At 73.5% G+C, this 24,687-nt stretch carries 23 protein-coding genes and 1 tRNA gene; 12 read left to right on the top strand and 12 right to left on the bottom strand.

Features of this window, described 5'->3' with window-relative positions:
- Positions 1–4 precede the first annotated feature (4 nt).
- Together C5508_RS00575 and C5508_RS00570 are read left to right on the top strand one after the other, a co-directional pair.
- Positions 5–1,984 (top strand): sensor histidine kinase, encoded by a 1,980-nt coding sequence (locus C5508_RS00575; RefSeq protein WP_104522541.1) that lies wholly within the window; start codon positions 5–7, stop codon positions 1,982–1,984.
- A complete protein-coding gene (locus C5508_RS00570) occupies positions 1,981–2,589 on the top strand; it encodes a response regulator (protein ID WP_198597752.1) in 609 nt (202 codons plus the stop codon). The genes C5508_RS00575 and C5508_RS00570 overlap by 4 nt, the downstream gene beginning before the upstream one ends.
- Before the next feature lie 35 nt (positions 2,590–2,624).
- On the opposite strand, the gene C5508_RS00565 is transcribed toward C5508_RS00570, so the two are convergent.
- Positions 2,625–4,538, bottom strand: coding sequence for an adenylyl cyclase (locus tag C5508_RS00565; protein ID WP_104522539.1), 1,914 nt, complete (start codon positions 4,536–4,538; stop codon positions 2,625–2,627).
- A 77-nt stretch (positions 4,539–4,615) separates the two neighbouring features.
- The gene (locus C5508_RS00560) at positions 4,616–4,963 is read right to left on the bottom strand and encodes an MFS transporter (RefSeq protein ID WP_104522537.1); all 348 of its coding nucleotides are present in this window, start codon (positions 4,961–4,963) and stop codon (positions 4,616–4,618) included.
- Positions 4,964–4,985: 22 nt separating this feature from the next.
- Between C5508_RS00560 and C5508_RS00555 the strand changes: the two genes are divergently transcribed.
- The 5 genes from C5508_RS00555 (at position 4,986) to C5508_RS00535 (ending at position 8,502) form a co-directional block, all read left to right on the top strand.
- On the top strand, positions 4,986–5,276 hold the full coding sequence (locus C5508_RS00555; protein WP_198597751.1) for a hypothetical protein: 291 nt from the start codon (positions 4,986–4,988) through the stop codon (positions 5,274–5,276).
- A gap of 4 nt (positions 5,277–5,280) precedes the next feature.
- Entirely contained in the window at positions 5,281–5,697 is a 417-nt protein-coding gene (locus C5508_RS00550; protein WP_104522535.1) for a hypothetical protein, read from the top strand.
- A gap of 76 nt (positions 5,698–5,773) precedes the next feature.
- Entirely contained in the window at positions 5,774–6,787 is a 1,014-nt protein-coding gene (locus C5508_RS00545) for an NADPH:quinone reductase (RefSeq protein ID WP_104522533.1), read from the top strand.
- A 58-nt stretch (positions 6,788–6,845) separates the two neighbouring features.
- On the top strand, positions 6,846–7,295 hold the full coding sequence (locus tag C5508_RS00540) for a cupin domain-containing protein (protein WP_157943885.1): 450 nt from the start codon (positions 6,846–6,848) through the stop codon (positions 7,293–7,295).
- Between the two features lie 70 nt (positions 7,296–7,365).
- On the top strand, positions 7,366–8,502 hold the full coding sequence (locus tag C5508_RS00535; RefSeq protein ID WP_104522529.1) for a glycerate kinase: 1,137 nt from the start codon (positions 7,366–7,368) through the stop codon (positions 8,500–8,502).
- Here C5508_RS00535 and C5508_RS00530 read toward each other — a convergent pair.
- The 7 genes from C5508_RS00530 to C5508_RS00500 all read right to left on the bottom strand — a co-directional run bounded on the left by C5508_RS00530 (position 8,480) and on the right by C5508_RS00500 (position 18,193).
- Positions 8,480–9,259, bottom strand: coding sequence for a DeoR/GlpR family DNA-binding transcription regulator (locus C5508_RS00530; protein WP_104522527.1), 780 nt, complete (start codon positions 9,257–9,259; stop codon positions 8,480–8,482). The two genes, C5508_RS00535 and C5508_RS00530, sit on opposite strands and share 23 nt — an antisense overlap.
- Positions 9,260–9,276: 17 nt before the next feature.
- Positions 9,277–10,314, bottom strand: coding sequence for a 4-hydroxythreonine-4-phosphate dehydrogenase PdxA (gene pdxA, locus C5508_RS00525; protein ID WP_104522525.1), 1,038 nt, complete (start codon positions 10,312–10,314; stop codon positions 9,277–9,279).
- Positions 10,315–10,344: 30 nt separating this feature from the next.
- Positions 10,345–11,670 carry a four-carbon acid sugar kinase family protein gene (locus C5508_RS00520; RefSeq protein ID WP_104522523.1) on the bottom strand — a complete coding sequence of 442 codons (1,326 nt, stop codon included), beginning with the start codon at positions 11,668–11,670 and terminating at the stop codon, positions 10,345–10,347.
- Positions 11,671–11,689: 19 nt separating this feature from the next.
- Positions 11,690–13,180, bottom strand: coding sequence for a GntP family permease (locus tag C5508_RS00515; protein WP_198597749.1), 1,491 nt, complete (start codon positions 13,178–13,180; stop codon positions 11,690–11,692).
- Between the two features lie 204 nt (positions 13,181–13,384).
- Complete coding sequence (locus C5508_RS00510; RefSeq protein ID WP_104522519.1) at positions 13,385–14,539, bottom strand: acyl-CoA dehydrogenase family protein; 1,155 nt, start codon at positions 14,537–14,539, stop codon at positions 13,385–13,387.
- On the bottom strand, positions 14,539–16,551 hold the full coding sequence (locus C5508_RS00505; protein WP_104522517.1) for an ATP-binding protein: 2,013 nt from the start codon (positions 16,549–16,551) through the stop codon (positions 14,539–14,541). Before C5508_RS00505 ends, C5508_RS00510 begins: the two co-directional genes overlap by 1 nt.
- Before the next feature lie 31 nt (positions 16,552–16,582).
- A complete protein-coding gene (locus tag C5508_RS00500) occupies positions 16,583–18,193 on the bottom strand; it encodes a carboxyl transferase domain-containing protein (protein ID WP_104522515.1) in 1,611 nt (536 codons plus the stop codon).
- Between the two features lie 90 nt (positions 18,194–18,283).
- On the opposite strand from C5508_RS00500, the gene C5508_RS00495 reads away from it, so the two are divergent.
- Positions 18,284–18,901, top strand: coding sequence for an SACE_7040 family transcriptional regulator (locus C5508_RS00495; protein ID WP_104522513.1), 618 nt, complete (start codon positions 18,284–18,286; stop codon positions 18,899–18,901).
- 12 nt (positions 18,902–18,913) lie between these two features.
- On the opposite strand, the gene C5508_RS00490 is transcribed toward C5508_RS00495, so the two are convergent.
- On the bottom strand, positions 18,914–20,695 hold the full coding sequence (locus tag C5508_RS00490; RefSeq protein WP_104522511.1) for a hypothetical protein: 1,782 nt from the start codon (positions 20,693–20,695) through the stop codon (positions 18,914–18,916).
- A gap of 154 nt (positions 20,696–20,849) precedes the next feature.
- Positions 20,850–22,031: a hypothetical protein gene (locus C5508_RS00485; protein WP_232796815.1), complete on the bottom strand. Its 1,182-nt coding sequence runs from the start codon at positions 22,029–22,031 to the stop codon at positions 20,850–20,852.
- A 152-nt stretch (positions 22,032–22,183) separates the two neighbouring features.
- Here C5508_RS00485 and orn point away from each other — a divergent pair, with 152 nt between their 5' ends.
- From orn to C5508_RS00465, 4 genes are all read left to right on the top strand, one after another.
- Positions 22,184–22,831, top strand: a complete 648-nt coding sequence (orn, locus tag C5508_RS00480; protein WP_104522507.1) for an oligoribonuclease — start codon at positions 22,184–22,186, stop codon at positions 22,829–22,831.
- 88 nt (positions 22,832–22,919) lie between these two features.
- A tRNA-His gene (locus C5508_RS00475) sits at positions 22,920–22,992 on the top strand.
- Between the two features lie 118 nt (positions 22,993–23,110).
- Complete coding sequence (locus C5508_RS00470; RefSeq protein ID WP_232796814.1) at positions 23,111–23,335, top strand: hypothetical protein; 225 nt, start codon at positions 23,111–23,113, stop codon at positions 23,333–23,335.
- Positions 23,336–23,590 carry an OsmC family protein gene (locus C5508_RS00465; protein ID WP_104522503.1) on the top strand — a complete coding sequence of 85 codons (255 nt, stop codon included), beginning with the start codon at positions 23,336–23,338 and terminating at the stop codon, positions 23,588–23,590.
- Positions 23,591–23,695: 105 nt separating this feature from the next.
- Here the strand turns inward: C5508_RS00465 and C5508_RS00460 are convergent, their stop codons facing one another.
- Entirely contained in the window at positions 23,696–24,529 is an 834-nt protein-coding gene (locus C5508_RS00460; protein ID WP_104522501.1) for a cation:proton antiporter domain-containing protein, read from the bottom strand.
- Positions 24,530–24,687: the final 158 nt, after the last annotated feature.

Genomic DNA, 24,687 nt, shown 5'->3' with positions numbered 1-24,687 from the left:
CGCCATGTCAGGCCGGATCGGCGCGGCGTCGGCGGCACTCCTCGGGGTCGCCGGCGCCGTCGCGTCCGTCGTCGTCGCGCCGACCTCCGCCGAGCGGGTTCCCGCGGTGGCCGCGGGCCTGGTCATCTGCGCCTACGCCGGCGTCGGACTGCTCGTCACCTGGCGGCATCCCGGTCACGGGGTCGGCCGGTGCATCCTGCTCGGCGTCGTCCTCTGGGGTGTGGGATCCGCGGTGCTCGACGTCTGCGCCAGCCGGAACCCGGGAGAGGACGAGCTGCCGCTGCGGGTCGCCGCGCCGCTGGCCGATGCCGCCCGGGGGGCCGGCTGGCTCGTCCTCGTCCTCCTCCTGCCGCTGCTCTTCCCCGACGGCCGGCCCGCCGGGACGCCGCGGCTGCGCCGGGCGGCGTGGGGCTCGGCCGCGCTGGCCCTGGCCGCCTTCACCGCCGCGGCGCTGCTGGCGCCGGGCTCGAACGACGAGCGCCTCGCGGACCTGGACAACCCGTTCGGCTTGCCGCGCACCTGGGCCGTGGTGCCCGACGTCGCGGCGCTGGTGGGGTTGGCCGCGGCGGCGGTCACCCTGGGTCTGGCGACGGCGACGCTCGTCCAGCGCTGGCGGAGCCACGACGAGCTCGTCCGCCAGCAGACGACGTGGTTCGCCCTGGCCTTCGCCTGTCCGCTCCTGCTCGTTCCCGTGGGCCTGCTCGACGCCGCCAGCGCCTGGATGTTCGCCGTCGCCACCCTGCCCGTGCCCCTCGCGATCGCGGTGGCGGTCACCCAGCACCGGCTCTACGACATCCAGCTGGTGGTCAACCGCTCGCTCACCTACGGGGTGCTGTCGCTGCTGATCGCGGGGCTGTACGCCGTCGTCGTCGGCGGCGTCGGGGCCATGACCCGCAGCCGCGAGGCGCCCTGGCTCCCCTGGGTGGCGGCCGGCGTCGTCGCGGTGACCTTCGCCCCGCTGCGCAACGCCCTCCAGCAGGCGGCCAACAGGCTGACCTACGGCCGGTGGTCACAGCCGGCCGAGGTGCTGGCCGCGACGGGGCGCCGGCTGGCCGACGCCACCGACGTCTCCGGCCTCCTGCAGACGCTGACCGACGAGCTCTCCGGCGGGCTGCGGCTCGGGCACGTGCAGATCCTCGACTCCCTGGACCGGGTGCTGGCCAGCTCCGGGGAGCCGACGTCGACGCTCGAGCAGGTCCCCCTGACCGCGTACGGGGCGCCGGTGGGCACCCTGCGCTGGAGCGGTGGACGACTGCGCGCGCTCGACCACCACCTGCTCGCCGACGTCGCCCGCCAGCTCGGTGGTGTCGTGCACGCGGCTGCGCTGCTCGACGTCGTCCGCACCGCCCAGGAGCACCAGGTCATGGCGCGCGAGGAGGAGCGCAAGCGGCTGCGCCGCGACCTGCACGACGGGCTCGGCCCGGCGCTGGCGGCGCTGACCCTGCATGTCGACGCCCTGCGCAACCAGCTGGGCCGCGTCGACGTCGACGCGGAGCTCCTCCGGCTGCGCTCCGGGATCCAGGACACCGTCCAGGACGTGCGGCGGATCGTCCAGGGCCTGCGACCGCCCGCCCTCGACGAACTCGGTCTGGCGGGCGCCCTGGCCCAGCTGGCCGACCGGCTCGCCGCCGGGACCGCGCTGCTGGTGGAGGTCGACGTCCGGGAGGTCCCGGATCTGCCGGCGGCCGCGGAGGTGGCCGCCTACCGGGTGGCGCAGGAGGCGATGACCAACGTCGTCCGGCACTCCGGTGCGGGCCATGCCTGCGTGCGGGTGCGCGGATCGGCGGGCGGACTGGTCCTCGAGGTCGTCGACGACGGGACCGGAGCGCGCGGTCCGCGCGACGGCGGCGTGGGGTTGAACAGCATGCGGGAGCGCGCGGAGCAGCTCGGCGGCCGGCTGGAGGTCCTCGGGGCCCCGGGGCGCGGCACCACGGTTCGCGCCTGGCTGCCGTTCGGCGTGGGTCAGCACGTGAGCGCCCGGTGATCTCCGTCCTGGTGGTCGACGACCACCCTCTCTTCCGCGCCGGCCTGGAGGCCCTGCTCGCGACCGTGCCGGAGATCGACGTGGTCGGTTCCGCCGGCGACGGGGAGACGGCGGTGCGGCGCGCCGGCGACCTGGCTCCCGACGTCGTCCTGATGGACCTCAACCTGCCGGGCACCCCGGGGCTGGAGGCGACCCGGCGGATCGTCGCCGCCCGACCGGCAACCGCCGTCCTCGTGCTGACCATGGTCGACGACGACGACAGCGTCATGGCCGCGCTCCAGGTCGGCGCGCGGGGCTACCTGCTCAAGGGCGCCGCGCAGGAGGAGGTCCTCGCGGCGATCCGTTCGGTGGCCGCCGGCGGGGCGGTCATCGGCGCCGGTGCGGCCCAACGCGTCCTGCGAGGCGGGCGCGGCGCCCCCGCCCAGGACCTGACGGAGCGGGAGGCCCAGGTCCTCTCGCTCATCGCGCACGGCCGGAGCAATCCCGAGATCGCCCGCACGCTGGGCGTCAGCCTGAAGACGGTGCAGAACCACGTCTCGCACGTGCTCGCCAAGATGCAGGTGCGCGACCGGACCCAGGCCGCCCTGCGGATGCGCGGCCTCTGAGGTGGGGCCGGGAACGCCCGGCCCCACCCCGGAGGTCAGGGCGTCTGGTAGTCGACGACGTACTGCGGGGTGCCGGAGGTGCTCTGGTCGGACCGGCCACCCACACCGTTGACCACGTGCTCGATGATCCCGATGCCGTCGAGGTGGACGGTCATGACGTGGTGCAACCGCACGCCCGGCGTCTCGGGCACCTCGAACCCGTTCTCGGTGGTGATCCCGGGCTCGGCGTTGCGCTGATAGCCGTACACGCCGCCGCCGAACAGCTGGTGCTGCCGCACGTCGTCGCCGACCTTGTAGCCGGCCCAGCCCAGCGTGCCGTCGGGCTCCTGCCACTCGGCCTGCGACGGCGGGTCGTAGGGCAGCTCGTTCTGGTACAGGACGACCGTGCCGTCCTCGCCGTTCCAGATCGTGTTGTGCTCCTGGAAGTGCTCGACGAACAGGCCGGTCGCCGTCACGCGGTCCCCGTTGACCACCGCGCCGACGCGGCCGGTGTTGGTGCGCCAGCGGTCGGTGTCGCCCAGGTAGCCCTCGGTGAAGCCCTCCTCGATGCCGTGGTCGGCGCGCCACACCCAGGTGTGGTCGATGAGGACGTCGTCGCTGTTGACCTCCAACGCGGTGTCGGCCTTGCCCACGTGCGGGCCGCCGACGCGGAAGTAGACGTCGGACAGCGTGGTCGGGTTCGCGGGGTCGGACTTCCCGCCCTTGCCGTTCGGCTTGCCGACCTGCAGCAGTGCCGAGGACTCCTTCGTGCCGGCATCCACGGTCACGCCGGCCACGACGACGCCGGGCACGTCCGCGACGGTCAGCGGGGTCGCGCCGCCCACAGCGGTGAGGGTGGCCTGCCCGAGGCCGAGGACGACGGTGTCGGCGCGCTTGACCGCGATGCTCTTGCCGATGTCGTAGACGCCCGGCGTCAGCAGCAGGTGCTTGCCGCGGGCCAGCTGGTTGTTGATCTCCTGCACCGAGCTGGACGGCTCGGCGATGAAGAACTCGGTGATCGGGATGGTGCGGCCCGGAGTCTCACCCGCACCCCAGGTGATGCCACGGCTGTTCGTGCGAGCCGCGGGGACCCGGACGTTGTAGCGACCCTGGTCATCGATGAAGAGGTAGGGCTTCTCCCGGCTGACCGGCGTGGTCTCCAGCGTGGTGTACGGCGGTTTCGGGAAGGCCGCCTCGCTGGGCGCGCCCTCGACCCCGGAGAAGACCTGGTTCCAGACGCCGTTGGACCAGCCGCCGACCGAGCTGTTGCGGGTCAGCCACTGCTGCTGCGACCCGCTGATGACGAACGGCAGCTGGGAGTCGGCGATGAAGCCGCCGCTGGCGTACTGCGGGCCGGCGGTGCAGTAGTCCATCAGCGACAGGTTGGCCCCGGTGATGTCCACCCGGCGCATCGACACCGCCTGGGAGACGGCCCAGAAGTTCGCCGCCGCCCGGCAGCCGTCCTGGCCGGTGCCGTTGACGGCGACCCTGAGGTTCGACAGCGTGCGCCAGAAGTTGTTCAGCGCGATGCAGTTGGTGGTGCCGTCGTCCCCCAGGCAGCGGTTGTAGACCTCGGCCTTGCCGTTGATGACGACGTCCCCGGGGTGCTCGCCGAGGCCGCTCAGCTCCGTGTAGTAGCCGACCTTGGCCAGCAGCGGCTGCGTTGCCGTGCCGTAGGTGCCCGGTTCGAAGAGGTAGGCGTAGCGCTCGCTGCCCATCTCGTTGTCCTTCTGCGCGGCGAAGGTCACATCGAGGACGGCCTGGATCTCGGCGACCGGCGTCTCGGGGGAGAACACCGTGACGTTCGGTCCGAGGTCGGGATCGGTCCAGCTGGTGGACGGCGGCGGGGCGGCGACGGCCACGCCGGCCGCGAGAGGCAGCACGGCGACGGCGACGGCGGCGGCGAGCCCGCCACCGAGGAGACGGCGGCGGGCCGTCGGAAGAGAGGTGGAGTGCACGGACGTCCTCATCGTGGGGAGGGAGAAGAAGTGACGCAGCGTATGACAGCAGTCACAGCGCACTCACAGTAGGCGAGCGCCCGGCATCGTCAAGCCGGGGGTCCCACCGCCGCTGACCCGAGATTTCGCGGAACGGCGAGGGGACGGCCCGGGAAGTCGCGGGCGCGGCGGAGCGGGCCGACGAGCAGGACCAACGGCGGGAGAGCGACCGCGGTGACCATCACCCACAGCGTCGGGCGCAGCCCCAGCGCCGTTCCGAGGCTTCCCCCGGCCAGCGCGCCGAGCGGGATGCCACCGAAGTTCAGGAACTGCATGCTCACGACGACGCGCCCCAGGAGGCCCTGCGGGGTGTAGCCCTGCTGGAAGCTGCCCCGGAGCACGTTGCCGACCGCCACGCCCATGCCGACGCCGATACCGCTGATCACGACCAGGGCCACGCTGAGGTTCCCTCGGAAGCGCATGGGCGCCTCGGACCGGCTGGCGCACGACACCATCGACGACCGGCACCGCGCCTGGCTGGCCGGCCTCCCGCTCACCCTGGAGCCGGCGTACACCGACGACTCCCCGCACCCGCACGTGATGGAGGCCGGGACGCCGCACGCCCGGTACGCGATCGCCGACGACGCGGACGGCACGTGGCGGCACGAGTTCCGGGCGGTCGACTACGACTGGGAGTCGGCGGCCGGGACGGCGGAGGCCAACGGGCGGGCCGACGTCGCACAGGCGTTGCGCACCGGCTCACTAGCCTGAGTGCGTGGGCTTGTTCCGGAAGTTCTCCTACAGCGACGGCCGGTGGAGCACGGAGGGTCCGACGGCGGTGCCGTTCCTGATCCTCGACGTGCACGACAGCGGCTTCGCGACCGTCGACTACCGGATGGCCGACGCCTCCGGCGGCCGGTTCTTCCTGCGCTACGAGCCCCGCTTCTACTTCGACGACCCCGACGTCGCGACGCCCGTGGACACCGCCGCCGAGGCCGAGGGCTTCAGCCGCTGGGTGCGGGAAGCGACCGGGGCCGAGATCGAGCCCGAGGAGGCGCGGCGCTTGATGGCGTCACCCGCCGGCGTTCCGCCCGAGGACGAGGTGGTCGAGCTGACGGTCGACCGGATGGTCGAGCTGACCGGGCTGCCACCGCTGGAGTGGCCGGTCGATCCGCACGCCTACGCCGGCTGACCCGGCTGCGTCGCCAGGGTCGCCGGTGCCCGACCGGAGCGTGCGTCAGGTGCTGCTTCCCGGGTAGGGCCCCGACGTGCGAGCGATCTCCTACAGCCGTCCCGGTGGTCCCGACGTCCTCGAGCTGGTCGATCGGGCGGTGCCCGAGCCCGGCCCCGGCGAGGTCCGGGTACGCGTCGCCTTCTCCGGGGTGAACCCCACCGACTGGAAGTCCCGCAGCACCGCCCAGCCCGGCCCCGGGGGCCAGGTGCCCAACCAGGACGGCGCCGGCACGGTCGAGGCCGTCGGCCAGGGCGTGGACCCGGCGATGGTCGGCCAGCGGGTGTGGATCTGGGAGGCCGCCTGGCAGCGCCCGTGGGGCACCGCCGCCGAGCACACGGTCGTCCCGGCGCGGCACGTCGTGCTGCTGGGCGAGGACCCGTCGTCCGAGCTGGGCGCCGCGCTCGGCATCCCGTTCCTCACCGCGCACCGCTGCATCACCGCGGCCGAGTCGCTGCCCGACCGGCTGGGTCCGGGCACGCTGAGCGGTCACACCGTGCTGGTGCAGGGCGGCGCCGGCGCGGTGGGGAACGCCGCCATCCAGCTGGCCCGCTGGTCCGACGCCACCGTGATCGCCACCGTCAGCGGCCCGCGCAAAGCGCAGCTCGCCGCGGCGGCCGGCGCCGACCACGTCGTGAACTACCGCGAGCAGGACGTCGTCGCCGAGGTCCGGAAGATCGCCCCCAGAGGCGTCGACTCGATCGTCGAGGTGTCCGCGGCGGTGAACGCCGCCGTCGACGCGCAGGTCATCGGCATGCACGGCGCCGTCGCGATGTACGCCGACGACGGCGGCGCGGAGGTGACCGTGCCGGTGCGCGCCCAGATGGGCCCGAACGCCCGCTGGCAGTTCGTGCTGGTCTACACCGAGCCGGAGCGGGCCAAGGTGCTGGCCATCGAGGACGTCGCCACCGCGGTGGGCGACGGCGCGATCCGGGTCGGCGAGGAGGCCGGCCTGCCGCTGCACGTGTTCCCGCTGGCCGAGACCGCGCAGGCGCACCAGGCAGTGCAGGACGGCGCCGTCGGCAAGGTTCTGATCGACGTCACCGCCTGATCGGAAGCCGCACCCGAAGACATTGACCGGCGGCCTCTCCCGGCGGGACCGTTGCCCCGTGACGCTGCTCGGGCCCGGGGAGGGGCTGCGGCTGGCCGCGCTGGGCTCGACGTACACGACGAAGGCCGACGACGCGACGACTCGGGGCGCGTACTGGCTGGTCGAGGAGGAGTTCTGGGGCGAGACCACGCCGCTGCACACGCACACGACCGCTGACGAGGCGTTCTACGTGCTGTCGGGGCGTGCAGGGGTGTGGCTTGACGGCGCCGAGAGCGAGGCGTCCGCGGGGACCTTCCTCCTGGTCCCCCGGGGCCGCCCGCACGCCTTGCGGCGGCTCACCGCCGAGCCCGTGCGCATGCTCACCCTGGTCTCGCCGGCGGGCATGGAGCAGTTCTTCCAGGCCGTCGTGGATGCGGGTGAGGAGGAGCTGCTGGCCGACCCCGAGCGCCTCACCATCCTCGCTGCGGCGCACGGCACCGAGATCCTGGGCGACCACCCGGGTGCCTGAGTCACCCGTGCGCACGAGGTGGTCCCCGGCGGTGTGAGGCTCGTGCACGCGGGGCTGGCACGATCCGGGCATGACACGGGTCCTCGTCGCTCCGGACAAGTTCAAGGGCTCGCTGACCGCGGCCGAGGTCGCCGAGGCCGTCATCCGTGGGCTCGCCCGCGCGGTGCCCGGGCTCCACGTGCGGGCACTTCCCGTCGCCGACGGCGGGGACGGCACCCTCGCCGCCGCCGCGGCAGCCGGGTTCGTCCGGGTGCCCGTGACGGCCACGGGGCCCACCGGCGAACCGGTGGAGACCGCCTTCGGCCGCCGCGCGGACGTCGCGGTGGTGGAGATGGCGGACGTGTCGGGCCTGTCCCGGCTCCCCGCCGGGCAGCAGGCCCCGCTCACCGCCACCAGCCGCGGAACCGGGGAGCTGATCGGAGCCGCACTCGCCGACGGAGCTCACCGGGTGGTCGTCGGCATCGGCGGCAGCGCCTGCACCGACGGGGGTGCGGGGATGCTGCAGGCGCTCGGGGCCCGCCTGCTGGACGGGCAGGGCCGCGAGATCGGTCCCGGCGGGCAGGCGCTCCAGCACCTGGCACGGGTGGACCTGGGCCAGGTGCACCCGTCGGTGGCCGGCGCGGAGATCGTCGTCGCCTGCGACGTGGACAACCCGCTGACCGGGCCGGCGGGTGCCGCGGCCGTGTACGGCCCGCAGAAGGGGGCCGACGAGGCGCAGGTCGCGCTGCTCGACCGGAACCTCGCCCGGTTCGCGGACGAGATCGCCGTGGCAACCGGACGGGACGTCCGGTACGCGCCCGGTGCCGGCGCGGCGGGCGGTGTGGGCTTCGCGGCGATGGCCGTCCTCGGCGCCACCCTGCGGCCGGGGATCGACCTGATGCTCGACCTGCTCGACTTCGAGGCCCAGGTGCGGAACGCCGACCTGGTCATCGTCGGGGAGGGATCACTGGACCCGCAGACGCTGCGCGGCAAGGCGCCGGTCGGGGTGGCGCGGATGGCCCGGCACGCCGGCGCGGCGGTGGTCGCGGTGTGCGGGCGGAACACCCTGGGCAAGGAGCAGCTGCGCGGGGCCGGGATCGACGCCGCCTACGCCCTCGCCGACCTGGAGCCGGACGCCGACCGGAGCATGACCCACGCGGCGGAGCTGCTGGAACGGCTCGCGGGTGAGCTCGCCGTCGGCCACCTCAGCACGCCCGGACGACGCTGACCCCCCTCTGCCCGAACTGCGCGACCGTCGCCGGATCGACGTGCTCGTCGGTCAGCACGCTCCACTGCCCGCCGAGGTGCGTCCACGCCGGCGTGTTCGCCGGGACGAACTTGGACGAGTCGGCGAGCACCACCACCCGACCCGACCGCCCGGCGACCAGTTCCTTGACGTAGGTCTCCTCCACGGTGGGCTCACCGAGCCCCCGCTCCGGGTGCAGGGTATCGGCGCCCAGGAAGGCGATGTCGAACGCGAGGCGACCGAGCGCCACCTCCGACAACGCACCCGCGACCCCGTGGCTCAGCGGCTGCACCTGGCCACCGACCATGATCACGCGCAGTCCCGGCGCCCTGGCCAGCAGCAGCGCCGACTCCAGCCCGCGCGTCGCCACGGTGAGGGGACCCCGCTCGGCGAGGACCCGGGCCAGGGCCAGGCACGTGGTGCCCGCGTCCACGAACACGCTGGCCTCCGCGGGGACCAGCTCGGCCGCCGCGGTGGCGATGGCGGCCTTCGCCCCGGCGAAGAGCTGGGCGCTCTCCCCGAAGGACCGTTCGTGGAAGACGTCCCGGACCATCGCACCGCCGTAGGTGCGGGCGATCCGGCCCTCCCGCTGGAGCCGGGCCAGGTCCCGGCGGACCGTAGAGGTGGAGACGCCGACCCGGTCCGCCAGCGTCTCCACCCCGTCGGTCCCGCTGCGCAGGAGGGTCACCAGCGCCTCGTGCCGCTCCTCGGTCGAGCGGCGTCTTCGTACCTCCGTCACGGACGCCGGCCCCGACGTCAGGATCCGTAGGTGCTGCGGATGTTGTCCACGAAGGGGGCGTAGTCGACGGCGGCGAGGTAGGCCGACAGCATCGTGCCGTGGCCGGCCTTGCCGGTCCCCGCGATGTCGAAGGCGGTGCCGTGGTCGACCGACGTCCGCAGGATCGGGAGGCCGACGGTGACGGAGATGGTGCCGTCGAAGTCGAAGGTCTTCGCCGGGATGTGCCCCTGGTCGTGGTAGTGCGACAGCACCCCGTCGTACCGGCCGACCAGGCCCTGGTGGAACACCGAGTCGGCCGGGATGGGTCCGGCGACGTCCAGCCCCTCGGCGCGGAGGGCCTCGCACGCCGGTCCGATGTGCACGATCTCCTCGTCCCCGAAGTTGCCGTTCTCCCCGCCGTGCGGGTTCAGCGCCGCGACGGCCAGGCGGGGGTTCTCGACGCCGAAGACCTGCAGCGCGGTGTGCGCCTTGCGGATCGAGTCCTCGATCCGCTCCTTGGTCAGCTGGTCGATCGCCTTGCGCAGGGACACGTGCCGCGTGGTGAAGAAGATCCGCAGGTGGTGGTCGGCGGACGCGGTGTTGCGGACGACGAACATGGTGTCCTGCTGCGTGACGCCGGTGAGCTCACCGAGCATCTCGGTGTGCCCCAGGTGCTCGGAACCGGCGGCCCAGATCGCTTCCTTGTTGATGGGCCCCGTGACGATCCCGGCCACCTTCCGATCCATGGCGGCGCGGGTGGCGGTCTCGATCGCCGCGACCGCCGCCCGGCCGGCGCGCGCGTCGACCTTCCCCCACTCGGGCACGTCCTCGCCGAGCACCCCGGTGTCGACGATGTCGATGACTCCCTCCACCGGCTCGACGTCGAAGCCCTCGACGGTGCGCACCTCGACGGCCAGGCCCATCGCCTCGACGCCGCGCCGCAGGGCGGCGGCGTCACCGACGGCGACACCGTGGTGGTCGGCCGCGCCGGCCTGCTCGGCCAGGGTCTGCGCGGTGATCTCCGGCCCGATGCCCACCGGGTCGCCGAGGGTCAGTGCGAGTACGTGTCGGGTCATGTCATCTCTCCTTCGTGCGGGCGGCGATGGTCAGTTCGATGGCCGGGAGGCGGCGGATGCCACCCGGCGGCGGTCCAGCTCGACGGTCTGCCGCAGGTGGTCCAGGCACGTGACGGTGGTGCCCACGTCCCCCACCAGCCCACCCTTGGTCGCGATGTGGAGTCCGTCCCAGGGTCCGCCCACCAGGGTCCCGGCGACTGCGAGCGGAACCACCTCGCCGGAGATCTCGAGCCCGTGCGAGCCGAGCTCCGCCAGCACGGCGGCGGTCACGTCGCCGCCGGTGGTGAACAGCCCGCCGACCGCGTGCTCCTCCAGCGCGCGGCGCACCGCCGTCGCCAGGCTTCGGGAGATCCGTGCGGCGTCCTCCGCCGTCGTCGGCCGCACGTCGGCGTCCTCCATGACCGTGGCGAAGACGACGATGGCGTCGGCCGTGGCCCCGGCGAGGGCATCGCCGAGGACGGCGGTGGCGGCGTCGACGTCGGGAACAGCGCTCCCCGGCAGCGTCGGCACCCGGTGCACGACCGCCCCTCGCTCCACGGCCAGCTGTTGCAGCTGCTGGCGGGTGAGCTCGGTGGCCGAACCCGACACCACGAGGAGCGGTGGGCCCTGCGCCGTGCGGGTCAGACCCAGGGCCCGCGCCATCGCGACCGAGGAGGGGCCGGGGTCGCTGGTGACCCACACCAGGTCCCGGCCTTCCGCCGCCGCCACCGCGGCGGTCGCGACGCGGTCGAGGTGCTCCTCGGTCATCGCGTCGGCGACCAGGACGTCGACGCCTCCGGCGAGGGCCGACCTGATGGTGTCGACCAGGTCTGCCACCGGCCCGGTCACTGCGCCCATGGAGACCAGGGAGGCGGTGAGGTCGGTCTGCTGGTGCAGGATCTCGACGACGTCCGACGTGCGCATCGGGGTGCGCGCGTCCCGGGCGACCTCGGTCTCCTCGAGCCGGCGCCCGTCGAGGAGCTGGGTGCCGCCGATCGTGTGCCGTCCCGCCGTCGGGTGCGCCGGCGCGCAGAGCACCACCACGCGGGATCCGGTGAGCGCCCGCACCTCGGCGGCCACGGCCTCGGTCGTGGCGCCGACGTTGCCGCGCAACGTCGTGTCGACCCGGTTGCAGACCAGCCGGGCCGGCCAGCCGGCGCGCACCACGGCGCGCGCCAGCGTGGCCGCTTCGTCGGGGCGGGAGTGCCGGCTGTCGGTCGTGGCCACCACCACGTCGAAGCGGGACACCATGCCCGCGACGACGTCCGCGCCGGTGGCAGCGCTCGCCGTCGCCGCCCGCAGGCCGGCGGAGGCGAAGTCCGCTGCCGTCGCGTTGGCGCCGGTCAGGTCGTCGGCGACGACGAGCACCTCAGCCATCAGGAAGGCGTTCCGCCGGTCAGAGGAACAGGCTGGCGATGAGCAGCAGCGGCAGCGACGCCAGCCACACCGCAGTGGTGATGCCCGACCAGCCGCGCAGCGCCGCGGTGCCCTCCAGCCCGGTGAACCGGGTGACGACCCAGAAGTAGGAGTCGTTGAAGTAGCTGAACACCATGGAGCCGGCGCAGCAGGCCAGGGCGGCCAGCAGCGGTGAGAGCCCGAGCGCCACGACCAGCGGCGCCGTCACCGAGGCCGCGGTGATCATCGCGACGGTTCCGGAGCCCTGGGCGAGGCGGACCAGGGAGGCGACCAGGAACGGCACGAGCACGCTGGGCAGCGACAAGCTCGACACCGCCTCGGCCAGCTCGTCACCCACGCCGGTGTCGCGCAACACCTGACCGAGGGCGCCACCGGCGCCGGTGATCAGGATGATCAGACCGGCGGAGGCGGCCGCGTCGGCGAGCCAGCCGTGCACGCGCTTTCGCGGTGTCCAGCGCGGGAGCAGCAGGTACACGGCCAGGACGATGCCGATGATCAGCGCGACGACGGGGTTGCCGATGAACGCCATGACGGCGGCGAAACCCGACGGCGTGTACTCGTCGGTCGGCGCGAGCACGCCCTGCGCGTTCCGGTCGATCGCCGTCGCGACGGTGTTCAGGACGATCAGGACGAGGGGGACCAGCAGCGGCACGGAGGCCAGACCGAAGCCGACCTTGTGGGGCGCGGCGCCCGCGGGCGCCTCCCCCAGAGCGGACGGGGCGTCGTCCTCCCGCAGCGGCTCGCCGGTGATCTCGTCCGGCCCCGACCCGACGGCGCCACCACCGCCGCCACCGGAGGCGACGGCACCCGTGCCGATCGGCACCCCGCCGTAGACCGCCTCCCGCACGTTCGGGCTGAGCTCGCTCTCCAGCTTCGGCCCGATCCAGGCGGCGTAGGCGATGACCACGGGCAGGAGCAGGAGCGCGAACACGAGCCCGGCGAGGATGAGGGCGCCGAGGTCGGTGCCCAGGATCCCGGCCACACCCAGCGGGCCGGGCGTCGGCGGCACGAGGTGGTGGGTCAGGGTCATGCCGCAGCCCAGGGCGAGCGCCAGGGTGACGTACCGCCCCTTGAGCCGGCGGGCGATCGAGCGGGCGAGCGGGTTCATGATGACGTAGCCGGAGTCGCAGAAGACCGGGATGGAGACGACCGCCCCGGTGCCGGCCATGGCCCAGTGCTCGCGGCCCTTGCCGAGCAGCTTGACGAACTTCTGGGCCAGCGCGTCGGCAGCTCCGGAGACCTCGAGGATCTTGCCGATGGCGACCCCCAGTCCGATCACGATGCCGATCGAGGCCAGCGTGTTGCCGAAGCCCGTGGTGATCGAGGAGATGATCTCGCCGGCCGGCGCCCCGGCGACGAATCCGGTCACCAGGGCGGCGATCAGGAGCGCCACGAAGGCGTCCAGACGGGTGCGCAGGACGATCACGACGATGGTCGCGATCCCCAGCGCAAGGGCGAGGAGCAGTTGCACGTCCAAGGCGGGCCCTCTCTGACGCTCCTCCGCCAGTGGAGGAATCCACGAAGATGGTGGCCCACGCCACTGCGCAGAGCAAGCGGTTCCGTTGGGAAAGTTGCGCGATCTACGCAACTTGGCTCAGCTTCCCCGTGGGTGTGCGCTCACCGTGGTCATCCGGGCCCCATCACCACGACCAGCGCACAGCTGTGCGGGCGAGGCTCAGCCGACGCCGAGGTCGCGGGCGATGAGCATCCGCTGCACCTCGCTGGTGCCCTCGCCGATCTCCAGGATCTTGGCGTCGCGATAGAAGCGGCCGACCGGGAACTCGTTCATGAACCCGTACCCGCCGTGCACCTGGGTGGCGTAGCGGGCGTTGTCCATCGCGACCTCGGAGCTGTACAGCTTGGCGATGGATGCCTCGCGCCTGAACGGCTCGCCGCGCAGCATCTTCTCCGCCGCCCGGTAGTAGGCAAGCCGCGCGGTCGAGGCCCGCACCTCCATGTCGGCGATCATGAACTGGATGGCCTGGTTGCGGCCGATCGGCTGTCCGAACGCCTCGCGCTGCGCCGCGTACTTCACCGACTCGTCCACGCACCCCTGCGCCAGGCCGACCGAGAGCGCCGAGATGGCGATGCGCCCCTCGTCGAGGATGGAGAGGAACTGGGCGAAGCCGCGACCGCGCTCCCCCACGAGGTTCTCCTCCGGCACCCGCACGTCGGTGAAGGACAGCTCGCGGGTGTCCGAGGCGTTCCAGCCGACCTTGGAGTAGCGCTTGCCGACGGCGAAGCCCGGCGTCCCCGACGGCACGATGATCGCCGAGATCTCCTTGCCGCCGTCGGGCCGCGTGCCAGTGACGGCGGTGACGGTGACCAGCGCGGTCAGGTCGGTGCCCGCGTTGGTGATGAACGCCTTCGAGCCGTTGATCACCCAGTGCCCGTCCTCGAGCCGGGCGGTGGTGCGGGTCGACCCGGCGTCCGAGCCGCCACCGGGCTCGGTGAGGCCGAAGGCGCCCAGGACCTCTCCGGTGCACAGCCGGGGCAGCCACTCCTGCTTCTGCTCCTCGGTCCCGAACCGGTAGATCGGCATGGCACCCAGGGAGACGCCGGCCTCCACGGTGATCGCCATCGAGCTGTCCACGCGACCCAGCTCCTCGAGGGCCACGCACAGGTCGAAGTAGGTGCCCCCGGAGCCGCCGTACTCCTCGGGAAAGGGCAGCCCGAACAGCCCGAGCTCACCCATCTGGCGCACGATGTGCGTGGGGAACTCGTCACGCTCGTAGAACTCCCCGATCTGCGGGGCGATGACCTCCTGGGCGAACTCCCGCACCGTCGTCCGGAGGGCCTCGGTCTCGTCGCTGAGCCGGTAGTCCAACATCAGTTCTCCTGCTGCTCGGCAGCGGTCGCCGGGGTCACCAGCGCCAGCCGCTCGTCCAGCGCGACCGTCTGGCCCGCCGTCACTCCGAGCTCGGCCACCGTCCCGGCGATCGGGGCGGTCAGCACGTGCTCCATCTTCATCGCCTCCACCACGAGCAGCGGGGTCCCCGCCTCCACCTCGTCGCCGACCGCGGCCCGCACCACCGTCACCGTTCCCGGCATGGGCGAGGTGACGACGCCGTCACCGGCGACCGCACCGGCCGACGACGACAGCCGCTCCTGCTCGCGCAGCGCGGTCACGTGCCCGTCGGCGGCCAGCCACACCGTTCCGCCGGAGTGGACGACGGCGTAGGAGGTGGTCACGTCGCCGACGGTGACGACGAGCTCATCGCCCACCCGCACGGCCCGGGCCGGAACCACGCCGCCCGCCACCTGCACCTCGGCGGCCGACGCCCGGCCGCGCAGCCGCACCTCGACGGGCTCACCGCCCGCTGCCTGCAGCCTGCGGACCGTCCACGCGGGCTCGCCCAGCCGCCAGCCGTCGGGGACGTCCCAGGGGTCGACGACCGGACCGGCCGGCTCGGTCTCCACGAGCAGGGCCAGGGCGGCCGCCGCGAACACGGTGAACGGCACGGGCTCGGCGGTCGTCAACGCCTCGCCGCGCCGCTCGATGAGCCCGGTGTCCAGCCTTCCGGCGACGACGTCGTCGTCGGTGAGCAGCGCCCGCAGGAACGCGGCGTTCGTCGTCACCCCGAGGACGACGGTCCGGCCCAGCGCTCCGACGAGCCGCGCGCGGGCGGTCTCCCGATCCGGCCCCCAGGCGATGATCTTTGCCAGCATCGGGTCGTAGTCGGTGCCGACCACCGAACCGACCGCGAGCGAGCTGTCCACGCGCACCCCCGGCCCCGACGGCTCGACCAGCCCGAGCACGGTGCCGGCCTGCGGCAGGAAGCCGCGTGCCGGGTCCTCGGCGTAGAGCCGCGCCTCGATGGCGTGCCCGTCGAGCGAGACGTCGCTCTGGTCGACCGGCAGCCGCTCCCCCGCCGCGACCCGGATCTGCTGCTCCACCAGATCCAGGCCGGTGATGCACTCGGTCACCGGGTGCTCGACCTGCAGGCGGGTGTTCATCTCCAGGAAGAAGAAGTCCATGCCTTCTCCCCGCCCACCCGGGTCGGCGTCGACGATGAACTCGACGGTCCCGGCACCGGTGTAGCCGACCGCCCTGGCGGCCTCCACCGCGGCGCGGCCCATCGACGCCCGCATCGCGGTGTCCAGCAGGGGCGACGGCGCCTCCTCGATCACCTTCTGGTGCCGGCGCTGCAGGCTGCACTCGCGCTCGCCCAGGTGGATGACGTTCCCGTGGGCATCGCCCAGCACCTGCACCTCGATGTGCCGGGAGTTGCCCACGTACCGCTCGACCAGCAGGGTGTCGTCGCCGAAGGAGCTGCTCGCCTCCCGCCGCGCCCCGGCGATCGCGTCCGGCAGCTCGTCGGCCGACCGCACGACGCGCATCCCCTTGCCGCCTCCGCCGGCGCTGGGCTTGAGCAGCACCGGGAAGCCGACGGCGACGGCGGCCTCGGCGACCGCGGCATCGTCCATCCCCGGCTCGGTGCGGCCCGGGACCACGGGCACGCCCGCGGCCATCACGGTCTGCTTGGCGCGGATCTTGTCGGCCATCGCCTCGATGGCGGCCACCGGCGGGCCGATGAAGACGATCCCCGCCGCCTCGCACGCGCGGGCGAAGTCAACGTTCTCCGAGAGGAAGCCGTAACCGGGATGGATCGCCTGGGCGCCGGTGGCGGCAGCGGCCTGCAGCACCCGCTCGATCGACAGGTAGCTCTGCGCCGCAGGCGCCGGTCCGATGCGCACGGCGACGTCGGCCAGCCGGGTGTGCAGCGCGCCGACGTCGGCGTCGCTGTGGACGGCGACCGAGCGGATGCCCATCTCGCGGAGCGTGCGGATCACCCGGACGGCGATCTCGCCCCGGTTGGCGACGAGGACGGTGTCGAACACCTACACCACCGCCCTTTCCGGACTTCCCGGCTCACATGCGGAAGACGCCATAGCCAACTTCCTCCAACGGGGCGTTCGCGCAGGCGGACAGGGCGAGGCCGAGCACGGTGCGGGTGTCGGCCGGGTCGATCACGCCGTCGTCCCAGAGGCGGGCGGTGGCGTAGTACGGGTGCCCCTGGGACTCGTACTGGTCCCGGATCGGGGCCTTGAACGCCTCTTCCTCCTCGGCCGGCCACTCCTCGCCGCGGGCCTCGATCCCGTCGCGACGGACCGTCGCCAGCACCGAGGCCGCCTGCTCGCCGCCCATCACCGAGATGCGGGAGTTGGGCCAGGTGAAGAGGAAGCGGGGCGAGTACGCCCGGCCGCACATCGAGTAGTTGCCGGCGCCGAACGAGCCGCCGATGACGACGGTCAGCTTCGGCACCCGGGCGCAGGCGACGGCGGTGACCATCTTGGCGCCGTGCTTGGCGATGCCCCCGGCCTCGTAGTCGCGCCCGACCATGAACCCGGTGATGTTCTGCAGGAACAGCAGCGGGATCTTTCGGCGGTCGCACAGCTCGATGAAGTGCGCGCCCTTGAGCGCCGACTCGGCGAACAGGACGCCGTTGTTGGCGACGATGCCGACCGGGTGGCCGTGCAGCCGGGCGAAGCCGGTGACCAGCGTCTGCCCGTAGAGCGGCTTGAACTCGGCGAAGCGCGACCCGTCGACCAGCCGGGCGATGACCTCGCGCACGTCGTAGGGGGTCCGCGGGTCCGGCGGCACGACCTCGTACACCGACGCCGGGTCGTACGCGGGCTCCTCCACCGGCTCGACGTCCCACGGTCGCGGCTCGCGCGGAGCGAGGGTCGACACGATCTGCCGGACGATCTGCAGGGCGTGCGCGTCGTCGTCGGCCAGGTGGTCGGTGACGCCGCTGACCCGGCTGTGCAGGTCGCCCCCGCCCAGGTCCTCGGCGGTGACGACCTCGCCGGTCGCCGCCTTCACCAACGGCGGCCCGCCCAGGAAGATCGTCCCCTGCTCGCGGACGATCACGGCCTCGTCGCTCATCGCCGGCACGTAGGCGCCGCCCGCGGTGCAGGACCCCAGGACGGCGGCGATCTGCGGGATGCCCGCCTTCGACATCGTGGCCTGGTTGAAGAAGATCCTGCCGAAGTGCTCGCGGTCGGGGAACACCTCGTCCTGCATCGGCAGGAAGGCGCCGCCGGAGTCGACGAGGTAGATGCAGGGCAGCCGGTTGTGCAGGGCCACCTCCTGCGCCCGCAGGTGCTTCTTCACCGTCATCGGGTAGTAGGTGCCGCCCTTGACGGTGGCGTCGTTCGCCACGACCACGCACTCCCGGCCCGACACCCGGCCGATGCCCGTGATGATCCCGGCGGCCGGGGCGTCGTCGTCGTACATCCCGGAGGCGGCCAGGGCGGAGAGCTCCAGGAACGGGCTGCCCGGGTCGAGCAGCGCGTCCACCCGCTCGCGGGGCAGCAGCTTGCCACGGGCGGTGTGCCGTTCCCGCGCCCGCTCGCCCCCACCGAGCGCCACCCGCGCCAACCGTTCGGAGAGGTCGGCGACCAGCTCGGCGTGCGCGGCGGCGTTGCGGGCAGCGGCATCGGAGGGGGTCAGGCCGCGGGGCAGCACCGGTGCATCCACGCCGCAGAGGTTAACCGTCGTTCACACCGCTGGTCCACCCCCGGCACCGGGGTGTTAACGCAAGTTCACTGCGGGGCTAGCATCCCCGCCATGACCTCCGTCGGCACGGGCCCGGAGACCGGCCCGGACAGCGCACTGCTGGCCGACGCCGACCGCCCGTCGCGCCGCGAGCAGATCCTGCAGGCCGCGGCTCAGCTGTTCGCCGAGCGCGGCTCCCGTGCCGTCGGGGTCGACGACGTCGGCGCCGCGGTGGGCGTGACCGGCCCCGCGATCTACCGGCACTTCGCCAGCAAGGACGCGATGCTGGCCGAGATGCTCGTGCGCATCAGCGAACGGCTCGCCGAGGGCGGTCGGGAGCGGGTCGCGGCCGCCGGCGTCGACCCCGAGGCCCAGCTCCGGGCGCTCATCGGGTTCCAGGTTGACTTCGCGCTCGACAACCCGGCGCTGATCGTCGTGCACGACCGCGACCTCACGTCGCTGCCGGAGACCGAGGCAGGCCAGGTCCGGCGGCTCCAGCGCCGCTACGTGGAGGTGTGGGTGGCCGTGCTCGCCCGCCTGCACCCCGGTGCCGAGGCCGCCGCGTGCCGGGCCCGCGCCCACGCGGTCTTCGGGCTGATCAACTCCACGCCGCACAGCGCCGGCCGGCTGGACCGGGCCGCGATGGCCGACCTCCTGGACCGGATGGCCTGGGCGGCGGCGACCTCCTAGCTCAGTCCGCCGTCACCTCGAGGGCGGCACCGGCAGTGCGAAGGCGGCCGTCGCGACGGCGTCGACCGCGCCCGCGCTGCCCGCCCTGGCCGGGTCCGACCACGAGCTCTCGACGATCGTGACCGTGGCACCGGAGACGGCGCTGGCGTACTCGGCGTCGGCGAGCTTCGCCGGGGCGCCGTCGAAGGTGACGCCCTCGCGGAGCAGGTCGCTGACGTTGCCGCTGCCGTTGGAGTCGGCCAGCGCGCGCAGCTCCCGGGCGGTCGCCGGGTCCGCCATCGTCACGCGGGACACCGAGACGACCACCGGGGCCCCCTCGACGCTGGCCGAGTACAGCGCCCGGGAGAGGCCCACGCACGCGTTCGCCTCCAAGAAGGCGGCGACGTCCCCGTAGGCGTGCCCGTCGCAGGTCTCGTCCACCTGCACGCCCTCGACGGTGAACCGGGTGCTCCCGGCGGCCAGGACGTCGCCCGGTGCCGGTCCCGCCTCGGTGGTCGGCGCCGCGGCGGTCCCGTCGCGGCCGGAGCCGTCGTCGGGGTCCCCGCTCGCCAGCAGCCACACGGCCACCCCGCAGACGACGACCAGCACTGCCACGGCAGCGGCGATCACCAGCCCCCAGCGACGGCGCCCGCTGTCGCGGTCGCCGTCGTCGACCGGGCCGTCCGCCATGGGAGCACCCCAGGCCGGCGACAGCGGCGGGCGCGGCGGCGGCTCCTGCGCGCGCGGCACGACGGGCTGCACGGCGGTGCGCGGCGGCCCGGCCGGCTCCGTGGGGTGAGACGTCGCCGCCGGGAAGAGCCCGCCGATCCCGGCGTCCGCCGTGGGCGGCGCGGCCGGGCCGTCGACCGCGACGGTGTCGCGCTGCCCGGTCAGGTTCGGAACCGGACGCGGGGGCGCCGCGGCCGACACCGCGGCGGCGTGCGCCGACGCGACCGACGCGGCGACCGCGCGGGCGACGCCGGTGGCGGTCAGCGGATCCGGCGCACCGGCGACGGCGGCACCGGGAACGGCGGCACCGGGAACGGCGGCACCGGGAACGGCGGCACCGGGAGCTTCGGCCTGGGCCGGCGGCGACGACGCGGGATCGGCGACGAGCGGTGAGGCCGCCATCGCGGCGGGGGTGAGCAGCTGCGGCCGGCGCAGCACGTAGGGCGAGTAGGGGAAGGACTCCCCGTTGAGCTCCTCGACCGTGGGCCCGCGCCCGGGCAGCTCCAGCGCCAGCAACGCCGCCCGCACGTCGGCCGTCGTCCACAGCCGGGGGTTGTCGACGCCGGCGTGCCGGCTGGCGCGGGCGAAGGCGAGCAGCAGGGAACGCGGCTCGAGGGTGGCGACGTGGTCGCCCTCCCCCAGGTCGCCGTCGGCGGGCACCAGGCCGGTGACCTCCCCGACGAGCACGGTGAGGCGGGCGATCCGGCCCGGCTCCAGGCCTGCGCGGCGCAGCTTCACCGCGGTGTCCATGCCGGCCCGCATCAGGCCGTCGAGCGGACTGGACCCACCGCCGCCGAGCTGAAGCACCTGGCTGGGCCCGCTCTCGGGCGCGATGCTCCACGGCCCCTCCGGCGAGGCGGTGACGACGCCGGACTGCCGCGACACCTCCACGACCCGGATGACCGCGATGCCCTCGGGCACCAGCAGCACCGCGTCGGACTGCCGGCGTCCCAGCGGACCGTCGACCAGCGGCACCGACGCGACCACGGCGGCGCGGATCGAGGCCCCGGTGTCCCACCGGGAGAGCTCGCCGAAGAAGGCGCGCTCCGCCGCCGTCTGCAACGGCTCCGGGGTCAGGACCAGCACGTCGTCCTCCGGGCGCTCGATGGTGCGGGCAGGGCCGGCGCCCGTCCGGACGCAGCGGAGCGCGCCCGGCTCGGCGGGCCCCCCGGAACGCAGCCACCGTCGACGCTACGTCATGCGCGGAGCCGCTCCGGCGCTCCGCGCCGGGTGTGGCGGATCAGACCGCGGCGGTCTCCGCAACGGCGGCCGGCTCGTCCGCGGCACGCCAGCGGGCCAGCCAGGCACTGCGGCCGACGAGGTCGACCAGGGCCCAGAGGACGGCGAAACCGACCGCGACCGGCAGCGCCGACCACCAGTTCCACGGCGGCAGGAGCCCGAGGGACTCCAACGGGAACGCCATGCCGTAGACGGCGGCCGTAACCGCGGCCCCGGCGAGCCAGCCCGGCACGCGGGCGGTCACCGCGAGGTCGATGAGCACGGCACCGAGGATCAGCACGACCGGCAGCACCGAGGGCGGAAAGCCCATCGCCACCAGGCCCAGCCACATGACGCCGCGGTAGCCGAGGTAGACCACGGCGACCACCGTCGCCGTCCAGCGCAGGCCGACCATCTTGCGCGCCACGACCAGCGAGAGCAGCCCGGCGCAGATCAGCCAGGCCGGGTGCACCCAGGAGGGCACCGGCAGCATGAACATGGTCGGGGTCTGCCCCTGGGAGGCGGCGAAGTCCAGCAGCGAGGGCTCGGCCGTCGTCCGCCCGGCGTTGTACGCCTCCAGGGACAGGACGCCGTACTCCTGGTGCTGGTTGGGGAAGACGACGTTCTCCACGAAGAACAGCCACAGGCCCAGCGGGACCAGTTCCCGGATGCGACCCGGCGCCGCGTACAGCCACCACCCGCGCAGGGCGCCGGCCAGCATGATCGCCGTCCCGATGTAGAGCAGCGCGTGGCTCGGGCTCCAGCTGGTGATGTCCAGGCCGTTGATGCGGTGGTTGAGGATGTCGACCGGGATGGCGATCAGGAACGTGCCGATGCCGGCCTGCATGAGCCGCAGCGCCCGGCGGTCGACGCCGTAGCCGCTGTAGCTGTGGAACAGCACGAGGACGACGACGGCCGCGGTGCCGACGGTGTTGAGCAGGTGCGGGGGCGCCAGGTCGTCGCGCAGCCACATGAAGTGCCAGGAGACGTCCCACGACGAGCCCAGCATCTTGAGCAGGAACGCCCCGAGCCAGGCGGTGTAGATCCAGCGCAGCTCGGTCTGGTCGGTGGGGCGGCCGGGACGACCGGGCGTCATGTAGGCCGCCCAGAGCCACCGGAGGAGCGCCACCGGGTGGACCAGGCCGGCCCGGAGCGTTCCGAGAGCCGAGGGAGCGGTGGGTGCGGGTGCAGTGGACACAGGCATTGCTTCCTGACGGAGGGCGTTCCGGCGACCCTAGCGGCGATCACGGCAGGCGCCGAGCGTTTCGGCTCGCGCCGTTCCCACCGGTGCGCTAAGGCCTGCACGCGTGGGGTGAGCGGGGCGCAGGGAACCGGCGGTGCGTACTGTCAGCCGACGTGGCGGAGAGCGCGGGACACCTGGTCTGGATCGACTGCGAGATGACCGGCCTGGACCTCACCAAGGACAAGCTGATCGAGGTCGCGGTGCTGATCACCGACTCGGAGCTCACCGTCCTGGACCCCGGTCTGGACCTCATCATCTCCGCCGACGACGCCGATCTCGACGGGATGACCGAGTTCGTCCGGGACATGCACGCCAAGTCGGGACTGACCGACGAGGTCCGCGCGGCCACGCTCACCGTCGCCGAGGCCGAGCAGCAGATCCTCGCCTACGTGAAGCGCTACGTGCCGGAGCGGCGGACCGCCCCGCTGTGCGGCAACTCGATCGGCACCGACCGCGGCTTCCTCGCCCGCGACATGCCCGAGCTCGACGACCACCTGCACTACCGGATGGTCGACGTCTCTTCGGTCAAGGAGCTGGCCCGCCGCTGGTTCCCCCGCGTGTACTTCTCCCAGCCGGCCAAGGGCCTGGCCCACCGCGCGCTGGCCGACATCATCGAGTCGGTGCGCGAGCTGGCCTACTACCGGAAGACTCTCTTCGTGCCCGCGCCCGGCCCGAACAGCGACCAGGCGAAGAGCGCCGCGGAGCAGGTCACGGCCACCTTCGGCGATCTGCTCGCCGCGGGCGACGCCGCCACCGCCTGACCCCGGCACTCCCCCGGCGGGCCGCCCCGAGCCCTCCGGTATCGTTGTCCCGTTCCTCCCGGGCGCCTGCGGCCGGTGCGGACGCACGGTGGGTGTAGCTCAGTTGGTAGAGCACCAGGTTGTGATCCTGGGTGTCGCGGGTTCGAGCCCCGTCACTCACCCCGCTCGGAGGCCCTGGTCAGATCCCTGACCAGGGCCTCTGTCCGTTCCGGCGTCGTTTCCGACGGCACGCCGGCAGGTGCATGGTCGTGACGGGCAGTTCCTGGGTAGGCGACACCCATGAGCGACGACAGGAGCGATCCCGTGGCCGACATCGCCTACGTCTCGGAGGTGCGGGTCGAGCGCCTCGGCGGGCCGCTGCGCGCCGCGTACCTGCCAGGGGAGCAGGAGCCGACGGTGTACGGCATGCACGGGGCCATCGCCGAGCACTACGGGGTGGAGCCGGGGACAGCTCCCAGTCACGCCAGCACGATCGACCACCTGGTCGGCGCCGCTCTCGGTTAGCTGACCGGGACGTTCGCCGGTGCCCTCGCGGCCCGGCGGATCGACCCCACCGGTCTGGTGGGGCGAGCACGCGGTGAGGTCGAGCTGGAGGGCAAGGTCCTGGTGGTCAAGCGCATCAAGGTGACCTACAGCGGGCTGACCGTCGCCGCGGAGGATGCGGACAAGGTGCAGCGGGTGCTGGCGTTCCACGCCGACAGCTGCCCGGTGGCACGCAGCCTCAGAGGTGCCATCGAGATCACCACGGTGCTCGGGTGAGGTGAGGCGTGCGCCCCCGGTCGGTCGCGGTTGGTCGTGGACCGTGCGGGCACAGTGGCGGCAGCAGTCGGCGCTCCGTGACGTGTCGGCGCTCGGACCGGAGGATCACCGATGAGCAGCCGCCCGTCCGCCGTCGTGTTCGACGTCAACGAGACGCTCTCCGACATGGCCCATGGCGCAGCGCTTCGCCGACGTCGGCGCGCCGGAGCACCTGGCGAAGCTGTGGTTCGCCACGGTGCTGCGGGACGGTTTCGCCCTGGCAGCAGAGGTGAGCTGGCGGGTGACCGTCGTCCGCAGGAACAGTCCCGACACGAGGACCGCGAGGACTCCTGACGCGCCGACCTCTTCGGCCAGCAGGTACAGGGCGAACGGGACGGCGAGGGTCACCGTGGTCTCGGTCGCGGCATCGTGCAGCCACCCCAGCGCTCGCCGCGTCAGCCAGCCCCCGGCCACTCCCAGGAGGACCCCGCCGAGCACGGCGACGGCCAGGCCGCTCGCGACCTGACCGGCCGACACACCTCCGGCCACCACGGCCATGACCGACAGCTTGTAGATGACCAGTGCGGTGGCGTCGTTGAACTGCCCTTCCCCCTCGAGCAGTGTCACCAACCGGGGCGGGAGGTGCAGGCGGCCGGCCACCGCACTCGCCGCGACGGGGTCCGGTGGTGACACCACCCCACCCAGGACGACCGCGACCGCCCACGGCAGGCCCAGGGCGTGCCCGACCACCGCGACCGCCCCGGCCGTCAGCAGCGTGAGGACCACAGCCAACCCCAGGATCGGGCGAGCGGCCGACCGCAGCTCCTGGACCGTGGTGGTCTGCGTGGCGGCGAACAGCAGCGGCGGGAGGACCAGCGGCAGGATCAGCTCGGGCGCCAGGTTCGGCGAGGGAACCATCGGGATCAGCCCCAGCACCAGGCCGTAGACGGTCAACAGCACCGGCTACGGCACACCGATGCGATCCGCGACCGGGGTCAGGACCACGACCCCCAGGACCAGCAACCCCAGCAGCGCCACGGCTTCCACGCGGCCGATCCTGCCGCGCGTCTCCCCCTCGGGCGCGACGAGCGAGTCCCTTCCCCGGCGGGCGGAGTCGA

The sequence above is a fragment of the Blastococcus atacamensis genome (assembly GCF_002938425.1).
Taxonomy (GTDB): Bacteria; Actinomycetota; Actinomycetes; order Mycobacteriales; family Geodermatophilaceae; genus Blastococcus; species Blastococcus atacamensis.
Note: the sequence above shows the minus strand (reverse complement) of the source record. Positions and strands in the feature narration are given on the sequence as shown.